Source organism: Streptomyces sp. NPDC005263, from assembly GCF_042872365.1.
Lineage (GTDB): Bacteria > Actinomycetota > Actinomycetes > Streptomycetales > Streptomycetaceae > Streptomyces.
The window spans coordinates 519,373-544,804 of the sequence record NZ_JBIAKJ010000007.1 but is presented as its reverse complement, the minus strand read 5'-3'; the positions used below and the strand labels follow the sequence as shown (position 1 = coordinate 544,804).

Here is a 25,432-nt window from a genome sequence, read left to right as displayed (position 1 = left end):
GCAGGCCGTGAGGTGGCGGACCCCTCAGTGCGCGCGGGCGCCCGGTCACCGGCAACCGCATGCCGCCAGGGCGGTGGCCGCCCGGTCCAACGCCGCCTGGGCCGCCACCGGATCCGTCGTGCCCGACGCCATGAACGCGAAGGCCAGCAGACGGCCGTCCTGGTCGACCACCGTGCCGGCCAGGGTGTTCACGCCGGTCAGGGTGCCCGTCTTCGCGCGTACGAGGCCGGCCGCGCCGTTCGCGTAACGGCTGGCCAGGGTGCCGCTGAAGCCCGCCACGGGCAGACCGGTGAGGACCGGACGCAGGTCGGGGCGGGACGGGTCGCCGGCCTCGGCGAGCAGGGAGGTGAGCGTGTCGGCGGTGAGCCGGTCGGCGCGGTCGAGGCCGCTGCCGTCCTGGAAGTCGGCGCCCGACAGCGGGAGCCGGAGTTTCCTCAGCTGGGCGGTGATCGCGCGGTCGGCGCCGTCGAAGTCGGCGCGTTCGCCGGTCGCGAGGGCGGTCTGCCGGGCGAGGGCCTCGGCGATGTCGTTGTCGCTGTTGGTCAGCATGCGTTCGACGAGGGCGGACAGCGGGGGTGAGGAGACCGTGGCGAGGGACTGCGCCCGGGCCGTCGCTCGACCGGGGCGGGGGGCGGTCGTCCTGATCCCGTGGTCCTCGAGGAACGCGGCGAACTGCCGGGTCGCGTCCTTCTGCGGGTCCGTCACGCGGAGCACGGGGCCGCTGGTGGAGTCGTCCGTGCGGCCCTCGTCGGCCATCAGGGCGGTGACGGGGGCGAGGTTCTCGTTGACTCCGATGGGGTGAAGTACGGGGCCGGCGTACAGGGTGGTGTCGTACGACAGCGTCACCGTGCGGATGTCCCGCTTCTTCAGGGCGGCGGCGGTCTCGGCGGCGAGGGTGCGCAGGCTCGCCCAGCCCTCGGCGTCCTGACGGGCGGTGAGGGTGGGGTCGCCGCCGCCGACGAGGACGAGGTCCCGGCCGCCGGGTTCGAGGGCGGCCCGGGTGGTGAGACGGTGGTCGGCGCCCAGCGCGGACAGCGCGGCCACGGCGGTGGCGATCTTCGTGGTCGAGGCGGGAGTCAGGGCCAGGCCGGCGCCCACGCCGTAGAGCCGCTTCTTGGAGGCGACGTCCACGACCACGGCCGCCCGGCGGTCGCCGAGCGCGGCGTCCTTCAGGAGCGGGGCCAGGGTGCTGGACATGCCCTGCCCGGTGGGCTCGGACCTGACGGTGCCCGAGGTGCCGCCGAGGGCGGCCAGCACGGAGGCGGCGCTGGGGGCGGGCCGCGGTGCCCCGCCCGGCACACCGGAGGCCTCGTCGTGATCTGCGCCACCCGTGTGTTCCCGGGCCGCCGCCCGGTCCCGCTCGGCCGTACGCTGACCGGTGGAGTCCCAGGGTCCTGCCACGGTCACCACCGAGGCGGCCAGCGCCAGCCCGGCGGTGGCGGCTGTCGCGGTGTACTGCCAGGTCTTGGCGGTCTTCGGCCCCGGGATCCGGGCGAGCTGTGGACCCGCGGCCCGTGCCAGCCGCACGACCTGCGGTTTCGCGGCCTTCGCGGCGCGGGCGAGGCGGGGCCGTAGGGTGTCCGCGGTTCGCGGAACTCCGGTTTGTACGGCGTTCCTGGCACGCGCCAGACGGGGTCGTACGGCGTTCGCGACCCGCGTCACATGCGGTTTCGCGGCTCGCCAAGGCCTCAGCTCTGGCACGACCACCAGCCCCTTTCGCGATCACACACCTGCGTGAGGGACACTTAACCACCAGAACTATGTGTTGATCATGGAGGAGCCACCGGTGGAGTTCGACGTCACGATCGAGATTCCGAAGGGTTCACGGAACAAGTACGAGGTGGACCACGAGACCGGTCGGATCCGCCTGGACCGTCGCCTCTTCACCTCGACCAGCTACCCGGCCGACTACGGCTTCGTCGAGAACACCCTCGGCGAGGACGGCGACCCGCTGGACGCGCTGGTCATCCTGGACGAGCCGACCTTCCCCGGCTGCCTCATCCAGTGCCGCACGATCGGCATGTTCCGGATGACGGACGAGGCCGGCGGCGACGACAAGCTGCTGTGCGTGCCCGCGCACGACCCGCGCGTGGAGCACCTGCGCGACATCCACCACGTCTCCGAGTTCGACCGCCTGGAGATCCAGCACTTCTTCGAGGTCTACAAGGACCTGGAGCCCGGCAAGTCCGTCGAGGGTGCCAACTGGGTGGGCCGCACGGACGCCGAGGCCGAGATCGAGCGGTCGTACAAGCGGTTCAAGGAGTCCGGCGGCCACTGATCGCCGCTGCGCCCCGCGGGCCGCGTGACCCCTTCCAGGGGTGGCGCGGCCCGTTCGTGTGCCGGTGCGCATACTGAGGAACGCCGAACGTGTCGTACAGGGAGCACTACGCAGTGACGTACGGGGAGGACCGCAAACCTCAGTCGGACGAGGCGAAGGGTGTCTTCGACTCGGAGATCACATCCGAGTTCGCCCTTCCCGACGGGCTCGCCGTGCCCAAGGCCGGAGCCGAGTCGGAGACCACCTCCGAGTTCGCCATGCCCGACGGGCTCGACGTGCCGCAGGCTCCCGCCGCGGAGCCGGAGGGGTCGGCGTTCAGCCGGCCGAGGACCTACAGCTCCAAGCACGCCCCGCCCGCGTTCACGCCGCCGAGCGGCATACCCGTGGTCAGTCTGACCAAGGACCTGCCCTGGCAGGACCGGATGCGCACGATGCTGCGGATGCCGGTGGCCGAGCGGCCCGCGCCGGAACCGGCGCACAAGGCGGAGGAGGAAGAGGGCCCGGCCGTCCCTCGCGTGCTCGACCTGACGCTGCGTATCGGCGAGTTGCTGCTGGCGGGCGGCGAGGGCGCGGAGGACGTCGAGGCGGCGATGTTCGCGGTCTGCCGGTCGTACGGGCTGGACCGCTGCGAGCCGAACGTCACCTTCACGCTGCTGGCGATCTCGTACCAGCCGTCCCTGGTGGACGACCCGGTGTCGGCCTCCCGGACCGTGCGCCGCCGGGGCACCGACTACACGCGTCTGGCGGCCGTGTACCAGCTGGTGGACGACCTCAGCGACCCGGAGACGGCGATCTCCCTGGAGGAGGCCTACCGGCGGCTCGCCGAGATCCGCCGTAACCGGCACCCGTACCCCGGCTGGGCGCTGACCGGGGCGAGCGGTCTGCTCGCGGGCGCGGCCTCCGTACTGGTCGGCGGTGACCTGCTGGTCTTCGTGGCGGCCGCGCTGGGCGCGATGCTCGGCGACCGGCTGGCGTGGTTGTGCGCCGGGCGCGGACTGCCGGAGTTCTACCAGTTCACCGTGGCCGCGATGCCGCCGGCCGCGATCGGGATCGCGCTGACCCTGGCGGACGTCGACGTGAAGGCGTCCGCGGTGATCACCGGTGGGCTGTTCGCGCTGCTGCCCGGGCGGGCTCTGGTGGCGGGCGTGCAGGACGGTCTGACGGGCTTCTACATCACCGCGTCCGCGCGTCTGCTGGAGGTCATGTACTTCTTCGTGGGCATCGTCGCCGGAGTGCTGGTGATGCTCTACGTCGGCGTGCAACTGGGCGCCCATCTCAACCCCGACGAGGCGCTGACCAACACGCCGCGGCCGCTGTGGCAGATCGGCGCGTCGATGCTGCTGTCGCTGGCCTTCGCGGTGCTGCTCCAGCAGGAACGATCCACCGTGCTGGCGGTGACGTTGAACGGCGGTGTCGCGTGGTCGGTGTACGGCGCGATGAACTCCGCCGGCGACATCTCGCCGGTCGCCTCGACGGCGGTGGCGGCGGGGCTGGTGGGGCTGTTCGGGCAACTGCTGTCCCGGTACCGGTTCGCGTCCGCGCTGCCCTACACGACCGCGGCGATCGGGCCCCTGCTGCCGGGTTCCGCGTCGTACTTCGGGCTGCTGTCGATCGCGCAGAACGACATCGACGGGGGGCTGGTGTCGCTGTCGAAGGCCGCGGCGCTCGCCATGGCCATCGCCATCGGGGTCAACCTCGGCTCGGAGATCTCACGGTTGTTCCTCCGGCTGCCGGGTGCCGAGAGCTCGGCGGGCCGCCGGGCGGCCAAGCGGACACGAGGGTTCTGAGCCGCCGGGGGCCTGCCCGCTCGGGGGGGCGCTTCAGTAGCCCTAGTTGTTGTGCGGGTACTGCTGGTTGTTGTTGCCCTGCTGGGTGCCGTACGGCGGCTGCTGGTGGCCCTGGTGGTGGGGGTGCTGCTGGGGGTGCTGCTGTGCGTACGGCTGCTGCTGCGGGGCCTGGCCGTACTGCTGGCCCTGGTCGCCGTAGCCGTACTGCTGACCGCCCTGGTCGCCATAGCCGTACTGCTGACCGCCCTGGTCGCCGTAGCCGTACTGCTGCTGGCCCTGGTCGCCGTAGCCGTACTGCTGACCCTGGTCGCCGTAGCCGTACTGCTGCCCGCCCTGATCGCCGTTGCCGTACTGCTGCTGGGGCTGGGGCTGGTCGGTCGGGGGGATGCGGCGGAGTTGGGTGGTCGCGTCGTCCATGACCGGGGGGTGCTGCTGGGTGGGGGCCTGGGGCGGGGTCTTGCCGGACTTGGAGCGGGCCCGCAGGAACTCGATCAGGATCGGGACCACCGAGACGAAGACGATCAGGATCAGGATGAGCTCGATGTGCTTGTTGACGAAGTCGATGTTGCCCAGCCAGGAGCCGAGCAGGGTGACACCGGCGCCCCACAGGACCCCGCCGAGGACGTTGAAGGCGACGAACGAGCGGTACCGCATGCCGCTGACGCCGGCGATGATCGGCGTGAACGTGCGCACGATGGGCACGAAGCGGGCCAGGACCAGGGACTTCGGGCCGTACTTCTCGAAGAACTCGTGTGCCTTGGTGACGTTCTCCTGCTTGAAGAGGCGGGAGTCCGGTCGGTTGAAGAGCGACGGGCCGACCTTCTTGCCGAACATGTAACCCGCCTGGTCGCCCAGGACCGCGGCGACGCAGATGAGGGCGATCGCCCCCCACAGCGGGAAGTTCAGCTTGCCCGAGGTGATCAGCAGGCCGGCGGTGAACAGCAGCGAGTCACCCGGCAGGAAGAAACCGATCAGCAGTCCGGACTCGGCGAAGACGATGAGCAGGAGGCCCCAGATGCTGTAGGTGTCCAGCAGATAGTTGGGGTCCAGCCAGCTCGGTCCGAGAGCAAGCGTCGTCGTCACGGTTCCGGGCTCCTGAGGGGTGGAGGAAGGTACGGCGTCCTGGGTGGGGCCGCACACAAGTATCAACGCCACGCGCCGGCCCCAGGTTCCACAAGCGGCTTCAGGATGCACTGTGCGCCGACTGCGGCAAAGCTGTGAGCCATGGGCATCGAAGAATACGGCGGCGGCCAGGGACCCGAACCGGACGTCCTGGTGGTGACGACGAACGACGCACCCGGCTATCGGGTCCAGGAGGTACTGGGCGAGGTCTTCGGGCTGACCGTGCGCTCCCGGCACCTCGGAAGCCAGATCGGCGCGGGCCTGAAATCGATGGTCGGGGGCGAGTTGAAGGGCCTCACCAAGACGCTCGTGGAGACCCGGACACAGGCCATGGGGCGGCTGGTGGAGCAGGCACGCGCACGGGGCGCCAACGGCGTCCTTGCGTTCCGCTTCGACGTGACGGAGGCGGCGGACGTGGGCACCGAGGTGTGCGCCTACGGGACGGCGGTGGTCCTGGCCCGGGAGTGAGCCACCTGTGGTGTTCCCCCGGGCCGGGACATCAGGAGGCGCGGCGGGCGGCGTTCGCCGTGATCGCGTCCCTGAGGTGTTCGGCGAGCCCCGGGCGCATGGAGTCGTAGAACGCCTTGAAACGGTCGTCGGAGACGTACATGTCGGCGAGGCCCTGGTGGAGTTCGTACGAGCATGCGTAGAACCAGGTGCTGATGTGCTGCCGGTGTTCCTCGGCCATGGCCATGGCCGCTTCACCGGCCGGTGGTTCACCGGCGTCCATCAGGGCGCCGTAGCGCTCGCTCCAGGCGTTGACCTCGGCCTGCATGCGCTTCCAGTCGTCCTTGGTGTACCGGGCGGCCCGGCGCTGTGACTCGGCGTACGTGTCCGTGCCGCCCCAGCGCTGTTCCGCCTCCTCGACGTACTGTTCGGGGTCCTTGTCGCCGAAGACCTCGAACTTCTCCTCGGGTGTCAGGTTGATGCCCATCGTGCGTGCCTCCATGGCGTGCTCCACGGCCGCGGCCATCTTCTGCAGCTTCTCGATCCGGGCGGTCAGCAGGTCGTGCTGGCGGCGCAGGTGCGCGCGCGGGTCCGCGTCCGGGTCGTCGAGCAGGGCGGCGACCTCGTCGAGCGGGAAGCCGAGCTCCCGGTAGAACAGGATCCGCTGCAGCCGGTCGAGGTCGTCGTCGCTGTAGCGGCGGTGACCCGCGTGGCTGCGCTCACTCGGGACGAGCAGGGCGATGTCGTCGTAGTGGTGCAGCGTGCGCACCGTGACTCCGGCGAAGCCGGCGACCTGTCCCACGGAGTAGCTCACTTCGTCCGCTCCCTTCTCGGTACGCGCTCCACGCTGAGGCCTCACGTGGCGTGAGGTGCAAGCCGGAGTCCGCGGGCGGTTCCCTCCGGATGTTCTGTCGGTTTTGTCCGCTTATGGTGAGCCAGTGGCCCAGGACACCGCGCAGGCACCCCTCGCACCGCCGGCTCCGGCCCGTGCCCTGCTGCCGTTGATCCTCCCCGCTCTGGTGGTGGGCGTGGGCGCGAGTCTGCTCCTGGTCGGGGTGAGCGAGGCGGCCGAGGAGCTCCAGAAGGTGCTCTGGCAGACCGTGCCGGACGCCCTGGGGGTCGGCAGGTACTCGGTGCTGTGGATGCTCGTCATGCTCACCGGGACGGGCGTGGCGGTCGGGCTTGTGGTGTGGAAGGTGCCCGGGCACGCCGGGCCCGACCCGGCCACCACCGGGCTCGACGCGCCCGTGCTGCCGCCCGTCGTGCTGCCCGGTCTCGTGCTGGCGACCGGGCTGACGCTCGCGGGCGGACCGAGCCTCGGGCCGGAGAACCCGATCATCGCCGTGAACGTGGGGCTCGCCTTCTGGCTGGGGAACCGGCTTTTCCGGCGGGCGCCCGGCACGCTGTGGGTGGTGCTGGCGGAAGCGGCGACGATCGGGGCGCTGTTCGGCACGCCGGTGGCGGCGGCCCTGGTCATCTCCGAGGCACTGGCCGGCAAGCCCATGCGGGGAGCGCTGTGGGACAGCGTCTTCGCGCCGCTGGTCGCCGCCGCGGCCGGGGCGCTGACGGCCACTCTGGTGGCCCGTCCGGCCTTCGACCTCCATCTGCCCGCCCTCGGCCCGCCCGGCTGGGCCGACCTGCTGGCCGCCCTGGTGGTCGCGCCGCTGGCGGCACTGCTCGGCATGACCGCCGTGTACGCCTTCCCGTACGTCCACGGGGCGTTCGCCCGGCTCGGCCACCCGATGCTGGCCCTGCCGGCCGGCGGGCTGGTGCTGGGGCTGCTGGCGGCCCTGGGCGGTCATCTGACGCTGTTCAAGGGACTGGACGAGATCGCTGAGCTGGCCCGCGATCCCGGCGGCTGGTCGGCGGGACAGTTCGCGACGATGACGGTGGTGAAGCTGGCCGCGCTGCTGGTCGCCGCGTCCTGCGGCTTCCGGGGCGGGCGGATCTTCCCGGCCGTGTTCGTCGGCACCGCCTTCGGTCTCGGCGCGCACGCCCTGGTGCCGGCCGTCCAGCCGGCGCTCGGGGTCGCCGCGGGCGTCCTGGGCGTGCTCCTCGCCATCACCCGGCAGGGCTGGGTGAGCCTGTTCACGGCCGCCGTGCTGGTGGTCTCCCCCACGATCCTCGCGCTGCTCTGCGTCGCCTCGCTGCCGGCCTGGCTGCTGGTGACGGGACGACCGCAGATGCAGCTGCGCACGGACGGAACTCCGCTCCGCTGACCGCCGTTGACCCTCACAGGAGGCACGCCCATGCCGTTGCACGAAGGTCCCCAGAAGCCCGACGAGCGCCCCAGGTCCATCAACCCGTTCTTCGGGGAGGCGAACCCGGTCAGCGGTATGACCGAGGCCCCGCCCACCCACCGGCTCCCGGACGCTCCGCTGCCGCCGACGACCGCCTACCAGCTGGTGCACGACGAGCTGATGCTGGACGGCAACTCGCGGCTGAACCTCGCCACCTTCGTCACCACCTGGATGGAGCCGCAGGCCGGCGTCCTGATGGGCGAGTGCCGGGACAAGAACATGATCGACAAGGACGAGTACCCGCGCACCGCCGAGCTGGAGCGGCGGTGTGTGGCCATGCTCGCCGACCTGTGGAACGCGCCCGACCCGTCGGCCGCCATGGGCTGCTCCACGACCGGGTCGAGCGAGGCGTGCATGCTCGCCGGCATGGCGCTCAAGCGACGGTGGGCGCGGCGCAACGCCGACCGCTACCCCGCGCGGGACGTCCGCCCGAACCTGGTGATGGGCGTCAACGTCCAGGTCTGCTGGGACAAGTTCTGCAACTTCTGGGAGGTGGAGGCCCGCCTGGTCCCCATGGAGGGCGACCGTTTCCACCTGGATCCGCAGGCCGCCGCAGACCTGTGCGACGAGAACACCATCGGGGTCGTCGGCATCCTCGGCTCCACCTTCGACGGCTCCTACGAACCGATCGCGGACCTGTGCGCCGCCCTCGACGCCCTCCAGGACCGGACCGGCCTGGACATCCCCGTGCACGTCGACGGGGCGTCCGGCGCGATGGTCGCCCCCTTCCTCGACGAGGACCTGGTGTGGGACTTCCGGCTGCCGAGGGTCGCCTCCATCAACACCTCGGGGCACAAGTACGGGCTGGTCTATCCCGGCGTCGGCTGGGCGCTGTGGCGCGACAAGGAGGCCCTCCCCGAGGAACTGGTCTTCCGGGTCAACTACCTGGGCGGGGACATGCCGACCTTCGCCCTGAACTTCTCCCGCCCGGGCGCTCAGGTGGTCGCGCAGTACTACACGTTCCTGCGGCTGGGCCGCGAGGGCTACCGCGCCGTGCAGCAGACCACCCGGGACGTGGCCCTCAGCCTCGCCGAACGCGTGGCGGCGCTCGGTGACTTCCAGCTGCTGACCCGGGGCGACCAGCTGCCGGTGTTCGCGTTCACGACCGCGCCGCACGTGCAGACGTACGACGTCTTCGACGTCTCCCGGCGGCTGCGGGAGCGGGGCTGGCTGGTGCCCGCGTACACCTTCCCGCCGAACCGTGAGGACCTGTCCGTCCTGCGGGTGGTGTGCCGCAACGGGTTCTCGGCCGACCTCGCCGAACTGTTCATGGAGGACCTGAGCGGCCTGCTGCCGGAGCTGCGCGCGCAGTCGCAGCCGTCCGTTCGGGACAAGGGGGCGGCTACGGGGTTCCATCACTGACGGGACCACGGCACCGACGGGGCGTGCTCACCGGGGCCTGCCCCTCGGGGCAGGCCCTCGGACCGAGCTACCTGCTCAACGCCCCGAACCGCCGTACCGCCAGCGGGAAGAACACCACCAGCAGCGCGACCGGCCACAGCACCGCCGCCCCCACGTGCCCCGGCTCCGCGCCCGGCGCGCCGAGCAGGTCCCGTACCGCTGTCGCCGTCTGGGACGGCGGGTTCCACTCGACCACCGAGGCCAGCCAGCCGGGCATGGAGTCGGGGGTCGCGAAGGCGTTGGAGAGGAAGCCGACCGGCCAGACCAGGATCTGCACGGCCTGGACCATTTCCGGCTTGCCCGCCACCATCGCGAGGTGGATGCCGATCCACAGCATGGCGAACCGGAACAGCAGCAGCAGCCCGACGGCGCCGAGGAAGCCGGCCACGCCGCCGTGCGCACGCCAGCCGAGGGCGACGGCGACGGCGATCATCACCGTCAGGCTCAGGGCGGACTGGAGCATGTCGGCGACCGAACGGCCCACCAGCACCGCGCCGTTGGCCATCGGCATGGACCGGAAGCGGTCGATGACCCCCTTGTTGAGGTCCTGGGTGACGGCGAGCATCGTGCTCTCCAGCCCGAACGCCATGGTGAGCGCGAGCATGCCCGGGACCAGGTAGTCGACGTACTCGCCCTCGACGCCCCGGCCGCCACCGACGAGGTAGCCGAACATCAGCAGCAGCATCACGGGAAAGACCAGGCCCACCAGGACCTGCACCGGCTGCCGTGCCCAGTGGGCGAGTTCGCGCCGGGTCATGGTCCAGGAATCGGTCAGCGCGTAGGTGCTCACACGGCCTCCTTCAGTCGGTGGTCGTCGCCGGTGAGTTGCAGGAACACCTCGTCCAGCGTCGGGCGGCGCAGGGACACGTCCTCCGCCTCGATGCCGGCCTCCTCCAGGGCCCGTACGACACCGGAGAGGGCCGCCATGCGGTCGGTGACCGGGGCGCTGAGCAGCCGGCGGTCGGCGTCGACCAAGACCCCGGCGGCGGCGACCGGCAACAGGGCCACCGCCGCGCCCAGTTGACCGGCGTCCCGCAGGACCACGTCGATGCGGTCGCCCCCGGTCGTCGCCTTCAGCTCGTCCGGCGTGCCGTCGGCGACGACCCGGCCCCGGTCGACGACCGAGACGCGGTCGGCGAGCTGGTCGGCCTCCTCCAGGTACTGGGTGGTCAGCAGGACGGTCGTACCGCCGCCGACGAGGGAGCGGACCGCGGCCCACACCTCGGCGCGGCCGCGCGGGTCGAGGCCGGTCGTCGGCTCGTCCAGGAAGAGCACCTCCGGCCGGGTGATCAGGGAGGCGGCCAGGTCCAGGCGCCGGCGCATGCCGCCGCTGTACGCGCTGACCGGTTTGCGGCCGGTGTCGGCGAGGCCGAAGCGCTCCAGGAGCTCGTCGGCGCGCTCGCGTGCCCGGCGGGCGCCCAGGTGGTGGAGGCGGCCGAACATGTCCAGGTTCTGCCGGCCGGACAGCTCCTCGTCCACGGCGGCGTGCTGGCCGAGCAGGCCGATCCGCAGGCGTACGTCGTAGGCCGCTCGGACCACGTCGTGGCCCGCCACCTCGGCGCGGCCCTCGTCCGGGGACAGCAGCGTGGTGAGGACCCGCACGGTGGTGGTCTTGCCGGCGCCGTTCGGGCCCAGCAGACCGTGCACGGTGCCGCGGGCCACGCGCAGGTCGAGGCCGTCCAGGGCCGCCTTGTCGCCGTACCGCTTGTGTAATCCCTCGGCGACGATCGCGTCGGTCATCGGGCTCCCTTCGAGTCGGGCGAGCAACGTAGTAAAACTTGACTACTGACTGCCGACGGAGGGTATGCCCCTGTGTGCTGTTAGTCAAACTTGATTAGCCGGCGTCCGCCTGAGACCGCTCCCCCGTCGCGTACGGGTTCTCCTCACCGTCCGCCAGCACGCCGACGAACGGTTCCCCCTCCCCCGCGAAGGTGTACGCGCCGCCCCGGATGCGCTCGATGAGACCCCGGGTCCACTCGGCGCCGGTGTCGGCCGAGTGGACCCAGAAGTTCATGATCTCGCCGATGTGACCGAGCTGACCGGGGCCCTCCTCGGGCGTGTAGTACTCGGTGACCGACTTGCGCCACGCCTCGATGCTGCGGACCCGTTCCTCCAGCAGGCCGAGGACCTCCTCGCGGCCCAGGTCGACCATGGTGCCCAGCGCGGCGGTGAGCATGTCGGGCCGCTGGTCGTAGGCGGTGAGGTACTGGCGCACCAGCGAGAGGTACTCCTCGGTGCCGGCCTCGGTGATCTCGTACTCCGTCCGCGGCGGCCCCCCGGCCGTGGACGGCGCGATCTCGTGCTCGTGCAACAGCCCTTGCTTCGCCATCTGTTTCAGGGCGTGGTAGATCGAGCCGGGCTTGGCGTTGGACCACTCGTGCGCGCCCCAGTACTCCAGGTCGTTGCGCACCTGGTAGCCGTGGGCCCGCCCGTGCTGACGGACGGCGCCGAGCACGAGGAGACGGATCGCTGACATGCGGTCCAGATTAGGCCGCCGCATGGACGCACCACGGGTCAGCCCCAGGACGATCAGTAATTCTCCGGCTCGCCCCGGCGTCAGGAACTACTGTCGCGCGCATGGCTGAACCCGATGCGCTCACCGCGACCCGCGAGGCTTACGACGACGCCGCCCCCACGTATGCGGAGCTGTTCAGCGACTCGCTGCGGGACAGACCCCTGGACCGCGCGATCCTGGGTGTCTTCGCCGAGGTGGTACGCGCGGGTGGGAACAGGCCGGTCGCGGACCTGGGGTGCGGTCCCGGCCACGTCACCGCTCATCTGGAGGAGCTGGGGCTGACGGCGTTCGGTATCGACGCCTCCCCCGCGATGATCGAGTTGGCCCGACAGGCCTGTCCTGGCCTGCGGTTCGAGGTGGGCTCGATGGCCGCGCTGGACATCGCCGACGGCGCGCTGGGCGGCGTACTCTCACGCTGGTCCGTCATCCACACCCCGCCGCCGGAACTCCCCGGCATCCTGGCGGAGTTCCACCGCGTGCTGGCACCCGGCGGCCACCTGCTGATCGGCTTCTCGGCCACCGCCGACCCGTCTCACCCGACGCAGGTCTTCGATCACGCCGTCGCGCCGGCCTATCGGTGGTGGCCCGATCACCTCGCCGCGATGCTGCGCACCGCCGGGTTGGCCGAGGTGGCCCGGATGGTCCGGGAACCTCAGCCCACCGACCGACGGCAGTTCCGGGAGATCCACCTGCTCGCCCGCAGATCCGAGTCGTGATCAGGGCTCACCGCCCGCCACTCGCCATGACCCCGAGTAGGGCCCAGCCACCTACGCCGCGTCGGCAGGCTGGGCCGACAGCGTGGTGGAGATCCCCACCACGTAGTTCAGGCCGCGCTCCTGCAGTCCGTGCCGGAACGCTGCGGCGTCGCCGTATCCGGCGTCCGCGACGGCCAGCGGCACCTCAAGCCCCCAGGAACGGGTCTCATCGATTCCTGATGCTCGCGTCGGCCAAGGTGCCGGGCCAGGGCCGCCGGTGATTCCGGTGCGTGTAGTCGTGCTCGACACGGGTGCGGCATGAGGAGTGTGCTGTGCGCTGCTGCTCGCCCAAGGCCCGGTAGCCGGCATCCGCGGGGATCTCCATGAAGGCCATCGGCCAGAAGCTGGGCCAGGCCCGGTTGCCGGGCCTGGGGTGATGTCAGTGCAACTGCCTGGCCGGGGCGGGGGCGAGCAGGGTGACGGTCACGGTGGTACCACTTCCCGCGACCGAGGTGATGTCCACGTTCCCGTCGTGGGCGTGCACCACGGAGCGGACGATCGACAGGCCGAGGCCGGAGCCGCCGGTGCGGCCACGGCTGGTTCCGCTGCGCCAGAACCGGTCGTACACGCGGGGCAGGTCCTCGGGTGGGATGCCCGGTCCGGAGTCGGTGACCCGCAGGACGGCCCGTCCGTCACGACCGCACGTGAGAGTGACGTAGATCGAGGCGTCGGCCGGGGTGTGCTGGATGGCGTTGCCGATCAGGTTGTTGAGGACCTGCTGCAGCCGAGGGGCGTCCCCGGTCACGTGCACGGGCTCGGGGGCGTGCAGCCGGATGTCCCGGCCGGGGGCGATGATCCGGGCGTCCTGGACGATGTCCTTGGCGAGTCGGCGCAGGTCGACCGGTTCGCTCGCCAGTGGGCGGCCGGCGTCGAGCCGGGCCAGCAGGGCGAGTTCCTCGACCAGCAGGCGCATCCGGCCGACCTCGCTGTCCACGCGTTCCAAGGCCCGCTCCAGCCGGGCCGGTTCTTCGAGGGCGCCTTGGTGGTACAGGTCGAGCCAGCCGGAGATGGTGGCCAGGGGGGTGCGCAGTTCGTGCGAGGCGTCGGCGGCGAAGTTGCGTATGTTCTCCTCCGCGCGCCTTTGGGCGTCGAAGGCGTCGTTGACCGCGACGGCGAGACGATCGGTCTCGTTGTGCCTGTCGTAGGTGGGCAGGCGCTCCTGACGGGCCCCGGAGGCAATCGAGTCGGCCGCGTCGGCCATCTGTGTCAGGGGCCGCAGGCCGAATCGCAGGATCAGCAGCGCGGTGACATAGGCGAGGGTCAGCGTGATGCCCACGCTGCCTGCCTGCCTGGACACATAGTCGGTGACGGTGATCCGGTCGGCGTCGGTGCGCACCGTGAGGATGACAGCGGTGGCCTCGATCGAGCCCATCGGTGAGGTGATGGTCAGGCCACTGGTGGGGATGCGCCGGACGATGAGGTCGGGGACGTCCGTGCGGTCCTCGAACACGATCACTTGGTCGAGCCGGTCGGCGGTCAGTGTGTTGACCGCCGTTGGCACGTCTTCGCCGAACTGGGCGGCGATCTCACCGTCCGGTCCGATCACGGTGACTCCGAGAACCGGCGCGACCAGGCTGGACATCTGCATCTGCTTGATGGTCTGCGGACCCTTCGCGAGCGCGCGGTGAACGCGGTCCCCGGCGTCCCGCAGGCCGTCCTGCGCCCGGTGTTCCAGGTAGGCGCGCAGGGTCAGGGCTCCGGCGACCGAGTTGCCGACGAGTCCGGTCGTCAGCAGGACCAGGACCCCCAGCAGTATGCGGGCCCGGATGGTGACCGGCCGCAGTCGCAGGGTGCGGTGTGTCCCGCTCACCGGGCGGTGCGGCGCAGGCTGTAGCCGATGCCGCGGATCGTCTGGATCAGCGGCTCACGTCCGTCACCGTCGAGTTTGCGCCGCAGGTTGGACACGAAGCGCTCCACGACGACGGAGTCACCGCCGAAGTCGTACTGCCACACGGCCTCCAGGATCTGGGAGCGGGTCATGACGTACTCGGCGTGCGAGAGCAAGTAGAGCAGCATCCGGTATTCGGTGGGTGACAGGCCGATGAGGGTGCCGCCGCGGGTGACGGTGTGTCGTTTGTCGTCCAGTTCGAGGTCGGCGTAACGCAGGAGGTGGCTGTCGGGAGCGGGGCCGGCGCTGGTGCGGGAGCGCCGGATCAGGGCTTGGAGGCGGGCGCCGACCTCGATGACGCTGAACGGCTTGGTGACGTAGTCGTCGCCACCGAGGCGCAGTCCACGGACACGGTCCTCCACGGCGTCCCGGGCGGTCAGGAACAGTACCGGTGTGGTGATGCCCCGTGCGCGGATCAGCTGCAGCACGTCGAACCCGTCGCCGCCGGGGAGCCCCACGTCCAGGACGATGACGTCCGGCAGGCCGCGGGCCAGGCTGGTCAGGGCCTGCGGTACGTCCTGGGCGAAGTGCACCTCGAAGCCGGAGAATTGCAGGGCCGAGGCCATCAGGTCACGGATGTTGTCGTCGTCCTCGACGACGAGGACCGTGTCCGGGGATTTCATGCGGTTATGTCCTGCTCGGTCTGGGGTGAAGGCGCCGTGGAGGCGGACGCCGGTCGGTCATGATCCAGTCGTGCCCCCTCAACATCCAGGTCGGGCAGGTGCTTGTCCAGTCGCTTCGGCAGCCACCAGGCCCGGTGGCCGAGCAGCGTCAGGACGGCCGGGACCAGGGTGAGCCGGACCAGGAACGCGTCGAGGGCGACGCCCACCGCCAGGGCCAGCGCGATCGGCATCAGCGCGGGGTCCTTCTCCAGCAGGAAGCTGGAGAAGACCGCCACCATGATCAGCGCGGCGGCGGCCACCACCCGGGTCGCGTGCCGGGCACCGCCGATGACGGCGGCCCGGGGCTGCCGGGCGCGGACGTACTCCTCGCGCACCGCGGAAACCATGAAGACCTCGTAGTCCATGGCCAGGCCGAACAGGATGGCCATCACGACGACGGGGACGAAACTGGACACCGGGCCGACGGAAGGCACCCCGAGACGGTCCGCGAGCCACCCCCACTGGAAGACCGCGACGGTCACGCCGAGCGCGGCACCCACTGACAAAAGGAACCCCGCGGTCGCCTTGACCGGGATCGCCACGGAACGGAACGCGGCCAGCAACAGCAGCAGCGACAGCCCCACGACCACCACGGCGAACGGCAGCAGGGCGGCACTGAGCTTCTCGGACACCTCGATGCTCACGGCGGTCTGGCCGGTGACGGCGATGTCGCTGCCACTGCGCTCGGACAGCGGCGCGAGCCGGTCCTGCATCGAGTTGACAAGGTCGGTGGTCTCCGCGTCCCGGGGACCGGTCTCAGGAACGACCTGGACCCGCGCGACCGCGCCGTCCTGTGAGTACTCGGCGGGGCTGAGCCGGGCGACGCCGTCGACCCCTTCGAGCTCGGCGGCGACCTGCTCACCGGTGCTCTTCAGGGTGCCGTCCGGCGCGTCGCTCACCAGCACCACCAACGGCCCGTTGGCACCGGGCCCGAAGGCGTCGGCGACCTTGTCGTAGCTCTGCCGGACGGCGGTCGAGGCGGCCTCGCCGCCGTCGTCGGGCAGGGCCAGCCGCAGCTGCGTGGCGGGCAGGGCGAGCGCGCCGAGCAACAGGACGACCGCGACGGTGGAACGCCAGGGGTGGCGCACGACAATCCCGGCCCAGCGCACCCCCATGGGCGGCTTGGCGGCGGGGACTTCGGCCTGCCTCTCGCGGCGGGCGGCTCGCGAGTCCGCCGAAGGGCGCAGCCGGCCGCCGACCGCGGACAGCAGCGCGGGCATCAGGAACAAGGACATGACCACCGACGTGGCGACCGTGAGAGCGGCGCTGAGTCCCATGGCGGTGAGCGCGGGCACCCCGGTGATCGACAGACCGGTCAGCGCGATGATCACGGTCAGGCCGGCGAACGCCACGGCGCTCCCGGCGGTCGCGGTGGCCCGCGCGGCGGACTCCCCCACGCCCCGGCCCGCCAGCAGTTCCGAGCGGTGGCGGGCGAGGATGAACAGGGCGTAGTCGATGCCGACCGCGAGGCCCAGCATGAGCGCCAGGGACGGCGCCTTCTCATAGATGTCGAACCTCGCAGCCAGGCCGGTCAGCGCGGCCAGGCTGGTGCCCACCGCGAGCACCGCCATCAGCAGCGGCATGCCGGCGCTCAGCAACTGCCCGAAGGTCACGGCCAGCACCAGCAGCGCCACCAGCAGGCCGAGCGCTTCGGCCGGTCCGCCCGGTGATCCGGACTCCCGATAGGCCTCACCGCCGAACAGGACGTCGATACCGGCCGCACGGCTGCTCTCCGCGGTGTCCTTCAGCGCGTCGAGGACGTCTTCCTCGATGGCCTCGTGCCGTGCCGCCCCGAACCAGACCTTCGCCACCGCCGTACGCCCGTCGGGCGACACCGTGCCGCTGGCGGTGGGGTCGGTGACCGAGGTGACGCCCGGCACGGTGGCCGCGGCGGTCAGGGACCTGCCCATCGCCTCGGCCATGGCCGGGTCCTTGAACGTGGCGTCCTCGGGCGTCTCGAAGACGATCTGGGCGCTCTGGTGCTCGGAGGAGGGAAAGTGTCGGTTCATCTCGGTGAGGGCGCTCTGCGCCTGCGAACCGGGAATGTCCGTCTCGGCGGTGAACTCACCGGCGGCCCGGACGCCCAGTGCGATGACCGCGGCCATCAGCACCAGCCAAGCGGCCAGCACCGCGCGCCGTCGGCGCGCCGCGAACACCCCCCATCGGTACAGCAGTACAGCCATGGTCAAAGCCCGTCTCTGTGGTCGCAACGATCAGCGAAAGACCATGGAAATCCGGGGAGTTGACGGAACACCCGCGCACTCCTTGACGGTTTCCTGACGGTTTCGCGGAACGGGCGGGCTGAGCTTCCGATCCGTTCACGCGCCGCCCTACTGTCGACCGGGCGGCGCCACACGGGCGCCCGGCCCCGTCAAGGAGAGAAGCAATGCCCGTACACAAGCGCAGACTCAGCCGTCGCTCGTTCGGCGTCGCCGCCGCGGCGGGTGCCTCCGCCACCGTGGCCGCCGGGGCAACCGCACTCGCCACGACGCGGGACACCGAGAAGGCGCGGGACCGGCGGAAGTTCGAGCTCTCCGACGCCATCGACGTACACGCCCACTACATCACCCCCGCCTACCGGCAGGCGCTGATCGACGCCGGTCAGGAACACCCCGACGGCATGCCGAGCATCCCTGACTGGAGTGCCGCCGATGCGCTGAAGTTCATGGACGCCGCGCACGTCAAGTCCGCGGTCCTGTCGGTGTCCTCGCCGGGTTTCGCCCTCGGCGACGAGGCCACGACACGCCGGCTCGTGCGCCAGGTCAACGAGGAGGGCGCCGCCCTCGTCCGCCGCCACCCGCGCCGTTTCGGGCTGTTCGCCTCACTGCCGCTGCCGGACACCGACGCGGCGCTGGCGGAGACCCGGCACGCCTTCGACGCGCTGGACGCGGACGGCGTCGTCTTGGAGACCAACTACGAGGGCACCTACCTGGTGGACGCGGTCGATGACACCCTCTTCGCGGAGCTGAACCGGCGCAAGGCCGTCGTCTTCCTGCACCCGACCTCCCCCGCCTGCTGGGAGTCGACCGCGCTCGGCCGGCCGCGCCCCGTCATCGAGTTCCTCTTCGACACCACCCGCGCCGTAATGCAGCTCATCTACGAGGGGGTGCTCAGCCGGTATCCCGACATCCGCTTCATCGTCCCGCACGCGGGTGCGGCACTCCCCGTACTCGCCGACCGGATCGCGTCGTTCGCGACCATGGAGGACATCCCCCCGAAGGACGTCATCGAAGCGCTGTCGAAGCTGCACTACGACGTCGCTGGGTTCGCGCTGCCCCGGGCCCTGCCGGCGCTGCTGAACCTCGTGTCGGCCGACCGGCTGCTCTACGGCAGCGACTACCCCTTCACGAGCGCACCCGTGGCCACCGCCCTCGGCGTGAAACTGGCCGCCACCGACACCCTGGGCTACACCGAGAAGCGCCAGATGTTCTCCGGCAACGCCGCACAGCTCTTCCCCCGGCTGACCGGGACGAAGAAGAACTGAGCAGGACCCCGCGCATCGCACCACCCTACGATCATGAGACATCGAGGACAATCATGAGATTCCTGTTCAGCGCGGTCCCGGCCCACGGACACATCCTGCCGCTCGTACCGCTGATGGAGGCCGCGGCCGAGGCCGGCCACAGCGTCGCCCTGCTGACCGCCGGGGCCATCCAGCACGACATCGCACCGGAACTGCCGCCCGGGGTGCTGTTCCTGGCCGCGGGCAGCATGCCGGGCGAGTTCTCAGCGGACGCCGCCCGCCGCACCGGAGCCGACGTGTTCCACCCGACTCCGGCGGTCATCGGGGAGATCTTCGGCGGCTCCCGGCTGGACCTGGGCGGTGCCGAGTCCGTCGCCCGCGCCCGAGCGTTCGCCCCGGACCTCGTCATCGCCGAGGCGTTCGACGCCGTCGGCCCGCTGCTGGCGGCCCACCTGGGCGTCCCCTGGCACCAGGCGGGCCTGGGACCGGCCCTGCCGACCGTGATCCGGGAGGCCATCACGGGCGTGGCCCGGACCCGGCACGAGGAGGCCGGGGTGCGGGTCACCGAGGCGGAGAGCTACCTCGACCCCTGCCCCCCGCTGCTGCAGGACCCCGAGTTCCACAGCACCCTCCCGGTCCGGCCGGTACGGGTCCGGGCCCACCGGCGGACGAAAGGCTCGGCGTCACTACCGGCCTTCCACGCCCCGGACAAGCCCACCGTGCTGGTCACCCTCGGCACCATCTTCTCCGACCCCGCGGTGCTCGCCTCGGTGGTCGACGCGGTGGCCGGCCATGACGTCAACGTGCTGGCCACCCTCGGCTCCGCCCTCACCCTCGACGACGACACGGCGCCGGAACACGGCCGGGCCGCGCCGGCCGACGGAGTCCGCCCCAGTGGCGCGGAGGTCCGCCACGTGCCGTTCGTCCCGCTCGACGAACTCCTAGCCACCGCTGATGTGGTCGTCGCCGCGGGCGGGGCGGGCACCGTCCTCGGCGCGCTGGCCCGCGGTGTCCCCATGGTGCTCTGGCCCCAGGGCGCGGACCAGCCCCTCAACGCCGGCCGCGCCGCCGCCTCCGGCACGGCGATCAACGTCGGATGCGCCGAGGCCGTCGCCCTGGTGCTGCCCAGACTGCTGGAACCCGACAGCAGCTACCACCGCCGCGCCCGTGAGGCCGCCACCGAGATCGCCCGACGCCCCGACTGGGCGCAGGTGGTGGAAGACCTCACTTCCGAGGCAGCCAAGGCCGACGCCGGCCACTGACGGGCGACCGTAACGGAAAAGGGGTACGAGGCCTGGTCCGAAGGCCGTGTCGGAGGCGCCACCTGAGGGTGACGGGACAGGGTAAGTCGATCAAAGTGGCTGGGGGAGGAGTGCCAGGCCGGCCTCGCGGAGGTGCGCATCTCCTGGTGAGTGGCGTGGTCTGCCGACCCGCGACGAGTAGGCTGGTCGTTCGTGATCGGACCGGGGAGGTCGGCGTGGACTATGGCGACAAGCTCTTCTGGCTCTCGGTTGTGATTCAGCGCAAGTACGCGCAGATCTGCGCCGAGTTCGACCTGACCCCCTCGCAGGCCACGCTGCTCTGCGCAATCAGGAACGAGCCGCGGCAGATGGCTGACCTCGCCGCGTCGTTGGGTATGAACAAGAACGCATTGAGCCAGCTGGTCGATCGCATCGCGCGGCGCGAGTTGGTCGGCCGGGCAAGCTCGGCGCAGGACCGACGGGTGGTCATGCTCAGTGCGACGCCCACAGGGAAGGTGCTCGCCGAGGCCATTTACGCCGAGGTCGCCAAGCGCCTGCCCGAGATCGCGAGGAACCTCGACGCCGACGACCAGCGCGACTTCGAGCGCGTGGCCACCGCCATCGTGGACACCTCGGACCTCTCTTCGCCCACCTGAATCAACCGATCACATCGTGAGGTCCCGCTACACCCGCATCTTGACGAAGTTCATGCCGTGAACTAATTTCGTTCACGCCATGAACTAGTGAAGGGTGGCAGCGATGAGCACACAGACGACCGGCACGATCGCAGTCTTCGGCGCGACGGGGCGACAGGGCGGGGCGGCGGTCGACGCGCTGCTGGACCACAAGGCCACGGTGCGGGCCCTGGTCCGCAACCCGCAATCCGACCGGGCTCAGGCGCTGGCCGCCCGCGGCGTCGAGCTGGCGGCCATCCGGACCGACGACCCGGCGTCGCTGGCCGCCGCGCTGACGGCGGTCGAGGCGTTCTACTTCATGACCCCGGAAGCGAACAGCCTCGAAGAGGTCGAGACGGAGATCCGCATCGGTACCGCGCTCGTCGACGCGGCGGTCGCGGCACGCGTCCCGCACGTCGTGTTCAACTCGGTCTTCGGCGCGGACCGGGAGCGGGGTGTGCCGCACCACGACTCCAAGCACTCGATCGAGGAGCACCTGAGGAAGTCCGGCCTGCGGGCCGCGATGGTTCGCCCGACCCCCTTCATGGAGGAGATGGCACCGAGCCTGGAGCACGGAGAGATCGTGCTGAGGCTGCCGCTGCCGGAGGACGTCGCCCTGAAGATGATCTCGGTCAAGGACGTCGGCCGGGTCGCCGCCGCGCTCCTGCTCGACACAGCGGAGGCACCCGGCGGAGCCGTCGAGCTCGTCGGCGACGAGCTGACGGGCCCCCAGATCGCCGCGGCGTTCGGCGCGCGCGCCGGGCTCCCGGCACGGTACGAGGCCCTCCCGTTGAGCGTGCTTCCCAGCGACCTCGACAGGGCGATGTTCCGCCAGTTCGCGAAGGCGGCGGAACACCCGTCGGATCTTGCGGTGGTGCGGGCGATCGAGCCGGCCACCCTCGACCTGGCCGAGTGGATCCGATCCACCGGCTGGACCGCGCCCACAAACGTGGCTGGTTCCTGAGCCTCCGAGCCGGAACTAGTCGAAGTGCCGGTGCGGCCGCCACCGGTCCCGGCCAAGTTGATCTTTCACCTAGAGCGACGAGCACTGGAGCATGACATGAAGGCGATCACCTACACCGAGTTCGGCGGCCCGGAAGTCCTCCGCCTCGAAGAGGTCGATGAGCCGCACGCCGGACCCGGACAGGTGCGGCTGAAGGTCATGGCGGCAGCGGTCAACCCGCTCGACCTCAAGATCCAAAACGGGTGGAGGCCGCAGATGACGCCGCCGTTCCCGGTGATCCCCGGCGTGGAGGCGGCCGGCGTCGTCGACGAGGTCGGCGAAGGCGTGACCGGCGTCGCGGTGGGTGACGAGGTCCTGGGCTGGACCGTCACCGGCGCGTACGCCGAGCACGCGCTGGCCGTCGACTTCGGCCCGAAGCCCGCGGACCTCGACTGGGACCTCGCCGCGGCACTGCCCGTCGCCGTCGAGACCTCGGTCCGCGTGCTCGACGCCCTCCGCGTCGGGGAAGGCGACACGCTCCTGCTGCACGGAGCCGCGGGTGTGTCCGGCGCCGTCGGTGTTCAGCTCGCGGTCACCCGCGGCGCCACGGTCATCGGCACCGCCTCCCCCGGCAACCACGACTACCTGCGCTCGCTGGGCGCGATCCCGGTCGCCTACGGCGCCGGCCTCGCCGACCGGGTCCGCGAGGCCGCACCGCAGGGCATCGACGCCGTGTACGACGCCGCGGGGGCGGGCGACCTGGAGGTGTCGATCGACCTGCGCGGCGGCACCGACCGGATCATCACCATCGCCGATCCGAAGGCCGCCGAGCTGGGCGTCACCTTCTCCGGCCCCGGCGCCCCGTTCGGTTCCCGCCTCGGCGAGTACGCCCGCCTCGCAGCCGACGGCAAGCTCACGGTGCGCCTCGCGCAGAGTCTTCCGCTGGAGGACGCCGCGAAGGCGCAGGAGCTGAGCGCGAGCGGTCACGCCGCCGGGAAGCTCATCCTGCGGCCGTAGCTCAGTCACCGGCCGGCTGGGGAGGCACGACGGCAGCCCACCGGCCGGTCGTCACGGTCCTGGCGAACCCGGCCAGCTCGTCCGCCTCCACCGGTCCTGCCTGCCGCAGGTGGCCGGATCCCGCTCGGCCCCAGCAGCTCCACCGTGACCTGGGGGTCAAGGACCTGGACCGAGCTCAGGAAGACGTCCTCGATCTGTCTCGTCCGGGACTGACAGCAGACAGGCCGCCGCGCGAGCGTCCGAGACCGTCGGCCTCGGGGCGACGCCGCCGGGCGGTTCCTTCTGCGGTGCGGCCGGATACAACTCCTGGCACTTTGCCATCTCTTTACAACACGGTGCGCGGCAACCCCGTCTCTCCATCCGGAGTCCAGGGCATCGCAACCGCCCTGTTCGTGGACTCCCGCGCCCGGCACCCGGGCGCACCCGCCATCAACCCCCCTCGGAGAGACGCGCACCGATGCACCCGATCAGCACGCCAGGTCACCGTACAGCCGGCCCCCGCACGCCCCGGCCCCGCACATCCTCCCGCCTCCGCCGCGCGACCGCGGTCCTCGGCCTGTCTGCCGCCGTCGTGGCCGGCGCCCCCGCCGCCATGGCCGAACCCATTACGGACGTCACCCCGCCCGTCGTCACCGCCGACCAGGTCATGCCGCACCTGGGCGCCTTGCAGCGGATCGCTGACCGCGACGGCGGCAACCGCGCCCACGGCACCCAGGGTTACCGCGACTCGGTGGCCTATGTGAAAGCCGCGCTGGACAAGGCCGGTTTCCGAACCAGCCTGCACCGCTTCACGCACAACGGCGCCACCGGCTACAACCTCATCGCGGACTGGCCCGGCGGCGACCCCGAACACATCGTGTTCGCCGGGGCGCACCTCGACAGCGTGGAGACCGGCCCCGGCATCAACGACAACGGCTCCGGCTCCGCCGCCCTGCTCGCTACCGCCCTTGAGGTGTCCAAATCCGGCCTCAAGCCCAACAATCATCTGCGTTTCGCCTGGTGGGGCGCTGAGGAGCCCGGAATGGTGGGATCCAGTGCCTATGTGCGGGAGTTGCCCGCCGCCGAACGCGACCGGATCGACGTCTACCTGAACGTCGACATGGCCGGCACCAAGAACAACCGGCCCTGGCTCGTCGTCCAGGACGACCCTGCGGCGGCCGAGGCCTTCAACGCGTACTTCGCGGCCCGAAATCTGCGCACGGTGAAGATCGGCATCGGCGGCAGCGACCATGTCTCGTTCGGTGACGCGGGCATCCCGGTGGGTGGCTTCGCCACAGGGCTCGACGACTGCACTCACCAGGCGTGCGACCGCGTCGAGAACGTGGACCCGGTGACCGAGACGACCAGCACCAACGCGTTCATCAGCACGGTCTGGCAGCTCGCCGCGCGCCCCTGACCCAGTCCCGGCCTCTCGACACCTCCCCCTGAACGCCCTGAACGCCTTGAAGGAGCTGACGCATGCCTGCCCGCTTGAAATATGGCCGCCGCACCACCACCCTGGCCACGGCCCTGGCCGCCGGAATCGTGCTCACCGCCCTGCCCGCCTCGGCTGCTCCCGGCGGCTCCGGCGTCGGTGACCCGTACTTCCCCGACGACGGCAACTCCGGCTACGACGTATCCGAGTACGACGTCCGCGTGAACTACGACCCGGCCCGCCCCCGCCATCTGGAGGGCGATACCACGGTGCGGGCCGTCGCGATACAGGACCTGGACCGCTTTCACCTCGACCTGGAAGGCTTCCAGGTCACCTCCGTCACCGTGGACGGCACACCCGCCCGCGTGGTCTCCCGCGAGGGAGCGCACGAGCTCGTCATCACCCCCGCCCGGCCAATCGCGAAGAACACGCGCTTCTCCGTACGCGTCCGCTACTCCGGCGAACCGGTCGGCGAAGGCTGGCACACCCTCGCCGACGGCGGCGCGAACGTGTCGGGCGAGCCGCACGCCGCCACGGCCTGGTACCCGGCCAACGACCACCCCTCGGACAAGGCGACCTTCCGGCTCACGGCCACGGTCCCCACCGGCTGGACGGTGGTCGGCAACGGGCAGCCCGGCGACACGACCACCCAGCAGGGCACGAGCACGTTCCGCTGGTACGAGGACCGGCCGATGGCCACATTCCTCAGCACCATCGCCATCGACAAGTTCACGATGCGCACCTCGAAGCTCATCGACGGCACCCCCGTCATCAACGCCTACAGCCCCGGGTCCCGCATCGAGCCGGAGAAGGAGGCGCAGCTGCCGGAGATCATCGACTTCCTGGCCTCGAAGTTCGGCCCGTATCCCTTCTCCTCGGCCGGGGCGATCGTCATCACCGGCAACGAAGACGACAACGGCCCACTCGCCCTGGAGACACAGAGCCGCCCGACGTACCACGGGGGGTTCTTCGACATCTCCATGGTCCACGAGAACACCCACGCGTGGTTCGGCAACAGCGTCTCCATCTCCGACTGGCGCGACGGCTGCCTGGCCGAGTGCTTCGCCCAGTACGCCGTCCAGCTGTGGTACGAGAAGGACGGGGACAATCTGGACGAGACCTTCTACCGCGGCATGGTGGAGGAGAGCGCGGCGGACCCCGAGTTCTGGACGACGAAGCTGTACGACCCCGGCCAGGGCCGTGAACTGGACGGCGCCCTCTACAGCAAGGGGTCCATGATGCTGCACGCCCTGCGCCGTACGGTCGGCGACGCGGCGTTCTTCGGCACCCTCAAGCGCTGGCAGCGCGACCACCGCTACGGCAACGCGTCCTGGCCGCAGTTCGAGGCGCTCATCGAGAAGGTCTCCGGCAAGGACCTCACCGGCTTCTTCAGCGCATGGGTGCATGGCACCACCGTTCCGGAGAAGAAATACCTCTTCCCGGGATCCCTCGGATCGCTCGACCCGGCAGCCGGACACGCCGGCGCAACGGCCACGGCGCGCACTACGTCGAGCGGGTCGTGAGA

Annotated in this window: 23 protein-coding genes; 13 read left to right on the top strand and 10 right to left on the bottom strand. The window is 71.0% G+C overall.

What is annotated here, in order from left to right; translation table 11 throughout:
• Nucleotides 1-45: 45 nt before the first annotated feature.
• The gene (dacB, locus tag ACFYRY_RS30905) at nt 46-1,707 is read right to left on the bottom strand and encodes a D-alanyl-D-alanine carboxypeptidase/D-alanyl-D-alanine-endopeptidase (RefSeq protein ID WP_389152788.1); all 1,662 of its coding nucleotides are present in this window, start codon (nt 1,705-1,707) and stop codon (nt 46-48) included.
• Nucleotides 1,708-1,786: 79 nt separating this feature from the next.
• Here dacB and ACFYRY_RS30900 point away from each other — a divergent pair, with 79 nt between their 5' ends.
• A complete protein-coding gene (locus ACFYRY_RS30900; protein WP_355780971.1) occupies nt 1,787-2,278 on the top strand; it encodes an inorganic diphosphatase in 492 nt (163 codons plus the stop codon).
• A 113-nt stretch (nt 2,279-2,391) separates the two neighbouring features.
• Nucleotides 2,392-4,065 carry a threonine/serine exporter ThrE family protein gene (locus tag ACFYRY_RS30895; RefSeq protein ID WP_389153000.1) on the top strand — a complete coding sequence of 558 codons (1,674 nt, stop codon included), beginning with the start codon at nt 2,392-2,394 and terminating at the stop codon, nt 4,063-4,065.
• A 42-nt stretch (nt 4,066-4,107) separates the two neighbouring features.
• On the opposite strand, the gene ACFYRY_RS30890 is transcribed toward ACFYRY_RS30895, so the two are convergent.
• Nucleotides 4,108-5,148, bottom strand: a complete 1,041-nt coding sequence (locus ACFYRY_RS30890) for a DedA family protein (protein WP_389152785.1) — start codon at nt 5,146-5,148, stop codon at nt 4,108-4,110.
• Nucleotides 5,149-5,289: 141 nt separating this feature from the next.
• Here ACFYRY_RS30890 and ACFYRY_RS30885 point away from each other — a divergent pair, with 141 nt between their 5' ends.
• Nucleotides 5,290-5,655 (top strand): YbjQ family protein, encoded by a 366-nt coding sequence (locus tag ACFYRY_RS30885; protein ID WP_389152782.1) that lies wholly within the window; start codon nt 5,290-5,292, stop codon nt 5,653-5,655.
• A 31-nt stretch (nt 5,656-5,686) separates the two neighbouring features.
• Here the strand turns inward: ACFYRY_RS30885 and ACFYRY_RS30880 are convergent, their stop codons facing one another.
• Complete coding sequence (locus ACFYRY_RS30880) at nt 5,687-6,448, bottom strand: MerR family transcriptional regulator (protein WP_389152779.1); 762 nt, start codon at nt 6,446-6,448, stop codon at nt 5,687-5,689.
• Nucleotides 6,449-6,572: 124 nt separating this feature from the next.
• On the opposite strand from ACFYRY_RS30880, the gene ACFYRY_RS30875 reads away from it, so the two are divergent.
• Together ACFYRY_RS30875 and ACFYRY_RS30870 are read left to right on the top strand one after the other, a co-directional pair.
• Nucleotides 6,573-7,853, top strand: coding sequence for an ion channel protein (locus ACFYRY_RS30875; RefSeq protein ID WP_389152776.1), 1,281 nt, complete (start codon nt 6,573-6,575; stop codon nt 7,851-7,853).
• A gap of 30 nt (nt 7,854-7,883) precedes the next feature.
• Nucleotides 7,884-9,296, top strand: coding sequence for a glutamate decarboxylase (locus tag ACFYRY_RS30870; RefSeq protein WP_389152774.1), 1,413 nt, complete (start codon nt 7,884-7,886; stop codon nt 9,294-9,296).
• Nucleotides 9,297-9,363: 67 nt separating this feature from the next.
• On the opposite strand, the gene ACFYRY_RS30865 is transcribed toward ACFYRY_RS30870, so the two are convergent.
• The 3 genes from ACFYRY_RS30865 to ACFYRY_RS30855 all read right to left on the bottom strand — a co-directional run bounded on the left by ACFYRY_RS30865 (nt 9,364) and on the right by ACFYRY_RS30855 (nt 11,811).
• Nucleotides 9,364-10,125, bottom strand: a complete 762-nt coding sequence (locus ACFYRY_RS30865; protein ID WP_389152771.1) for an ABC transporter permease — start codon at nt 10,123-10,125, stop codon at nt 9,364-9,366.
• Nucleotides 10,122-11,075 (bottom strand): ATP-binding cassette domain-containing protein, encoded by a 954-nt coding sequence (locus tag ACFYRY_RS30860; RefSeq protein ID WP_389152768.1) that lies wholly within the window; start codon nt 11,073-11,075, stop codon nt 10,122-10,124. The genes ACFYRY_RS30865 and ACFYRY_RS30860 overlap by 4 nt, the downstream gene beginning before the upstream one ends.
• Before the next feature lie 94 nt (nt 11,076-11,169).
• On the bottom strand, nt 11,170-11,811 hold the full coding sequence (locus ACFYRY_RS30855) for a PadR family transcriptional regulator (RefSeq protein WP_389152765.1): 642 nt from the start codon (nt 11,809-11,811) through the stop codon (nt 11,170-11,172).
• 101 nt (nt 11,812-11,912) lie between these two features.
• Here ACFYRY_RS30855 and ACFYRY_RS30850 point away from each other — a divergent pair, with 101 nt between their 5' ends.
• Nucleotides 11,913-12,566, top strand: coding sequence for a methyltransferase domain-containing protein (locus tag ACFYRY_RS30850; RefSeq protein WP_389152763.1), 654 nt, complete (start codon nt 11,913-11,915; stop codon nt 12,564-12,566).
• Between the two features lie 51 nt (nt 12,567-12,617).
• Here ACFYRY_RS30850 and ACFYRY_RS30845 read toward each other — a convergent pair whose 3' ends face one another.
• The 4 genes from ACFYRY_RS30845 to ACFYRY_RS30830 form a co-directional block, all read right to left on the bottom strand.
• The gene (locus ACFYRY_RS30845) at nt 12,618-12,914 is read right to left on the bottom strand and encodes a transposase (RefSeq protein ID WP_389152760.1); all 297 of its coding nucleotides are present in this window, start codon (nt 12,912-12,914) and stop codon (nt 12,618-12,620) included.
• A gap of 70 nt (nt 12,915-12,984) precedes the next feature.
• Nucleotides 12,985-14,415: a sensor histidine kinase gene (locus tag ACFYRY_RS30840; RefSeq protein ID WP_389152757.1), complete on the bottom strand. Its 1,431-nt coding sequence runs from the start codon at nt 14,413-14,415 to the stop codon at nt 12,985-12,987.
• The gene (locus ACFYRY_RS30835; protein WP_389152755.1) at nt 14,412-15,116 is read right to left on the bottom strand and encodes a response regulator transcription factor; all 705 of its coding nucleotides are present in this window, start codon (nt 15,114-15,116) and stop codon (nt 14,412-14,414) included. The genes ACFYRY_RS30840 and ACFYRY_RS30835 overlap by 4 nt, the downstream gene beginning before the upstream one ends.
• The gene (locus tag ACFYRY_RS30830; protein ID WP_389152752.1) at nt 15,113-17,338 is read right to left on the bottom strand and encodes an MMPL family transporter; all 2,226 of its coding nucleotides are present in this window, start codon (nt 17,336-17,338) and stop codon (nt 15,113-15,115) included. Before ACFYRY_RS30830 ends, ACFYRY_RS30835 begins: the two co-directional genes overlap by 4 nt.
• A gap of 203 nt (nt 17,339-17,541) precedes the next feature.
• On the opposite strand from ACFYRY_RS30830, the gene ACFYRY_RS30825 reads away from it, so the two are divergent.
• The 7 genes from ACFYRY_RS30825 to ACFYRY_RS30795 all read left to right on the top strand — a co-directional run bounded on the left by ACFYRY_RS30825 (nt 17,542) and on the right by ACFYRY_RS30795 (nt 25,430).
• Nucleotides 17,542-18,639, top strand: a complete 1,098-nt coding sequence (locus ACFYRY_RS30825) for an amidohydrolase family protein (RefSeq protein WP_389152749.1) — start codon at nt 17,542-17,544, stop codon at nt 18,637-18,639.
• 53 nt (nt 18,640-18,692) lie between these two features.
• Nucleotides 18,693-19,880, top strand: a complete 1,188-nt coding sequence (locus tag ACFYRY_RS30820; protein WP_389152746.1) for a glycosyltransferase — start codon at nt 18,693-18,695, stop codon at nt 19,878-19,880.
• Between the two features lie 215 nt (nt 19,881-20,095).
• Nucleotides 20,096-20,515, top strand: coding sequence for a MarR family winged helix-turn-helix transcriptional regulator (locus ACFYRY_RS30815; RefSeq protein ID WP_389152743.1), 420 nt, complete (start codon nt 20,096-20,098; stop codon nt 20,513-20,515).
• Between the two features lie 103 nt (nt 20,516-20,618).
• A complete protein-coding gene (locus tag ACFYRY_RS30810; protein WP_389152740.1) occupies nt 20,619-21,497 on the top strand; it encodes an NmrA/HSCARG family protein in 879 nt (292 codons plus the stop codon).
• Between the two features lie 96 nt (nt 21,498-21,593).
• Nucleotides 21,594-22,493, top strand: a complete 900-nt coding sequence (locus ACFYRY_RS30805; protein WP_389152737.1) for an NADP-dependent oxidoreductase — start codon at nt 21,594-21,596, stop codon at nt 22,491-22,493.
• A gap of 592 nt (nt 22,494-23,085) precedes the next feature.
• Nucleotides 23,086-23,889 carry a M20/M25/M40 family metallo-hydrolase gene (locus ACFYRY_RS30800; protein ID WP_389152735.1) on the top strand — a complete coding sequence of 268 codons (804 nt, stop codon included), beginning with the start codon at nt 23,086-23,088 and terminating at the stop codon, nt 23,887-23,889.
• Between the two features lie 62 nt (nt 23,890-23,951).
• Nucleotides 23,952-25,430 (top strand): M1 family metallopeptidase, encoded by a 1,479-nt coding sequence (locus tag ACFYRY_RS30795; RefSeq protein ID WP_389152732.1) that lies wholly within the window; start codon nt 23,952-23,954, stop codon nt 25,428-25,430.
• Nucleotides 25,431-25,432: the final 2 nt, after the last annotated feature.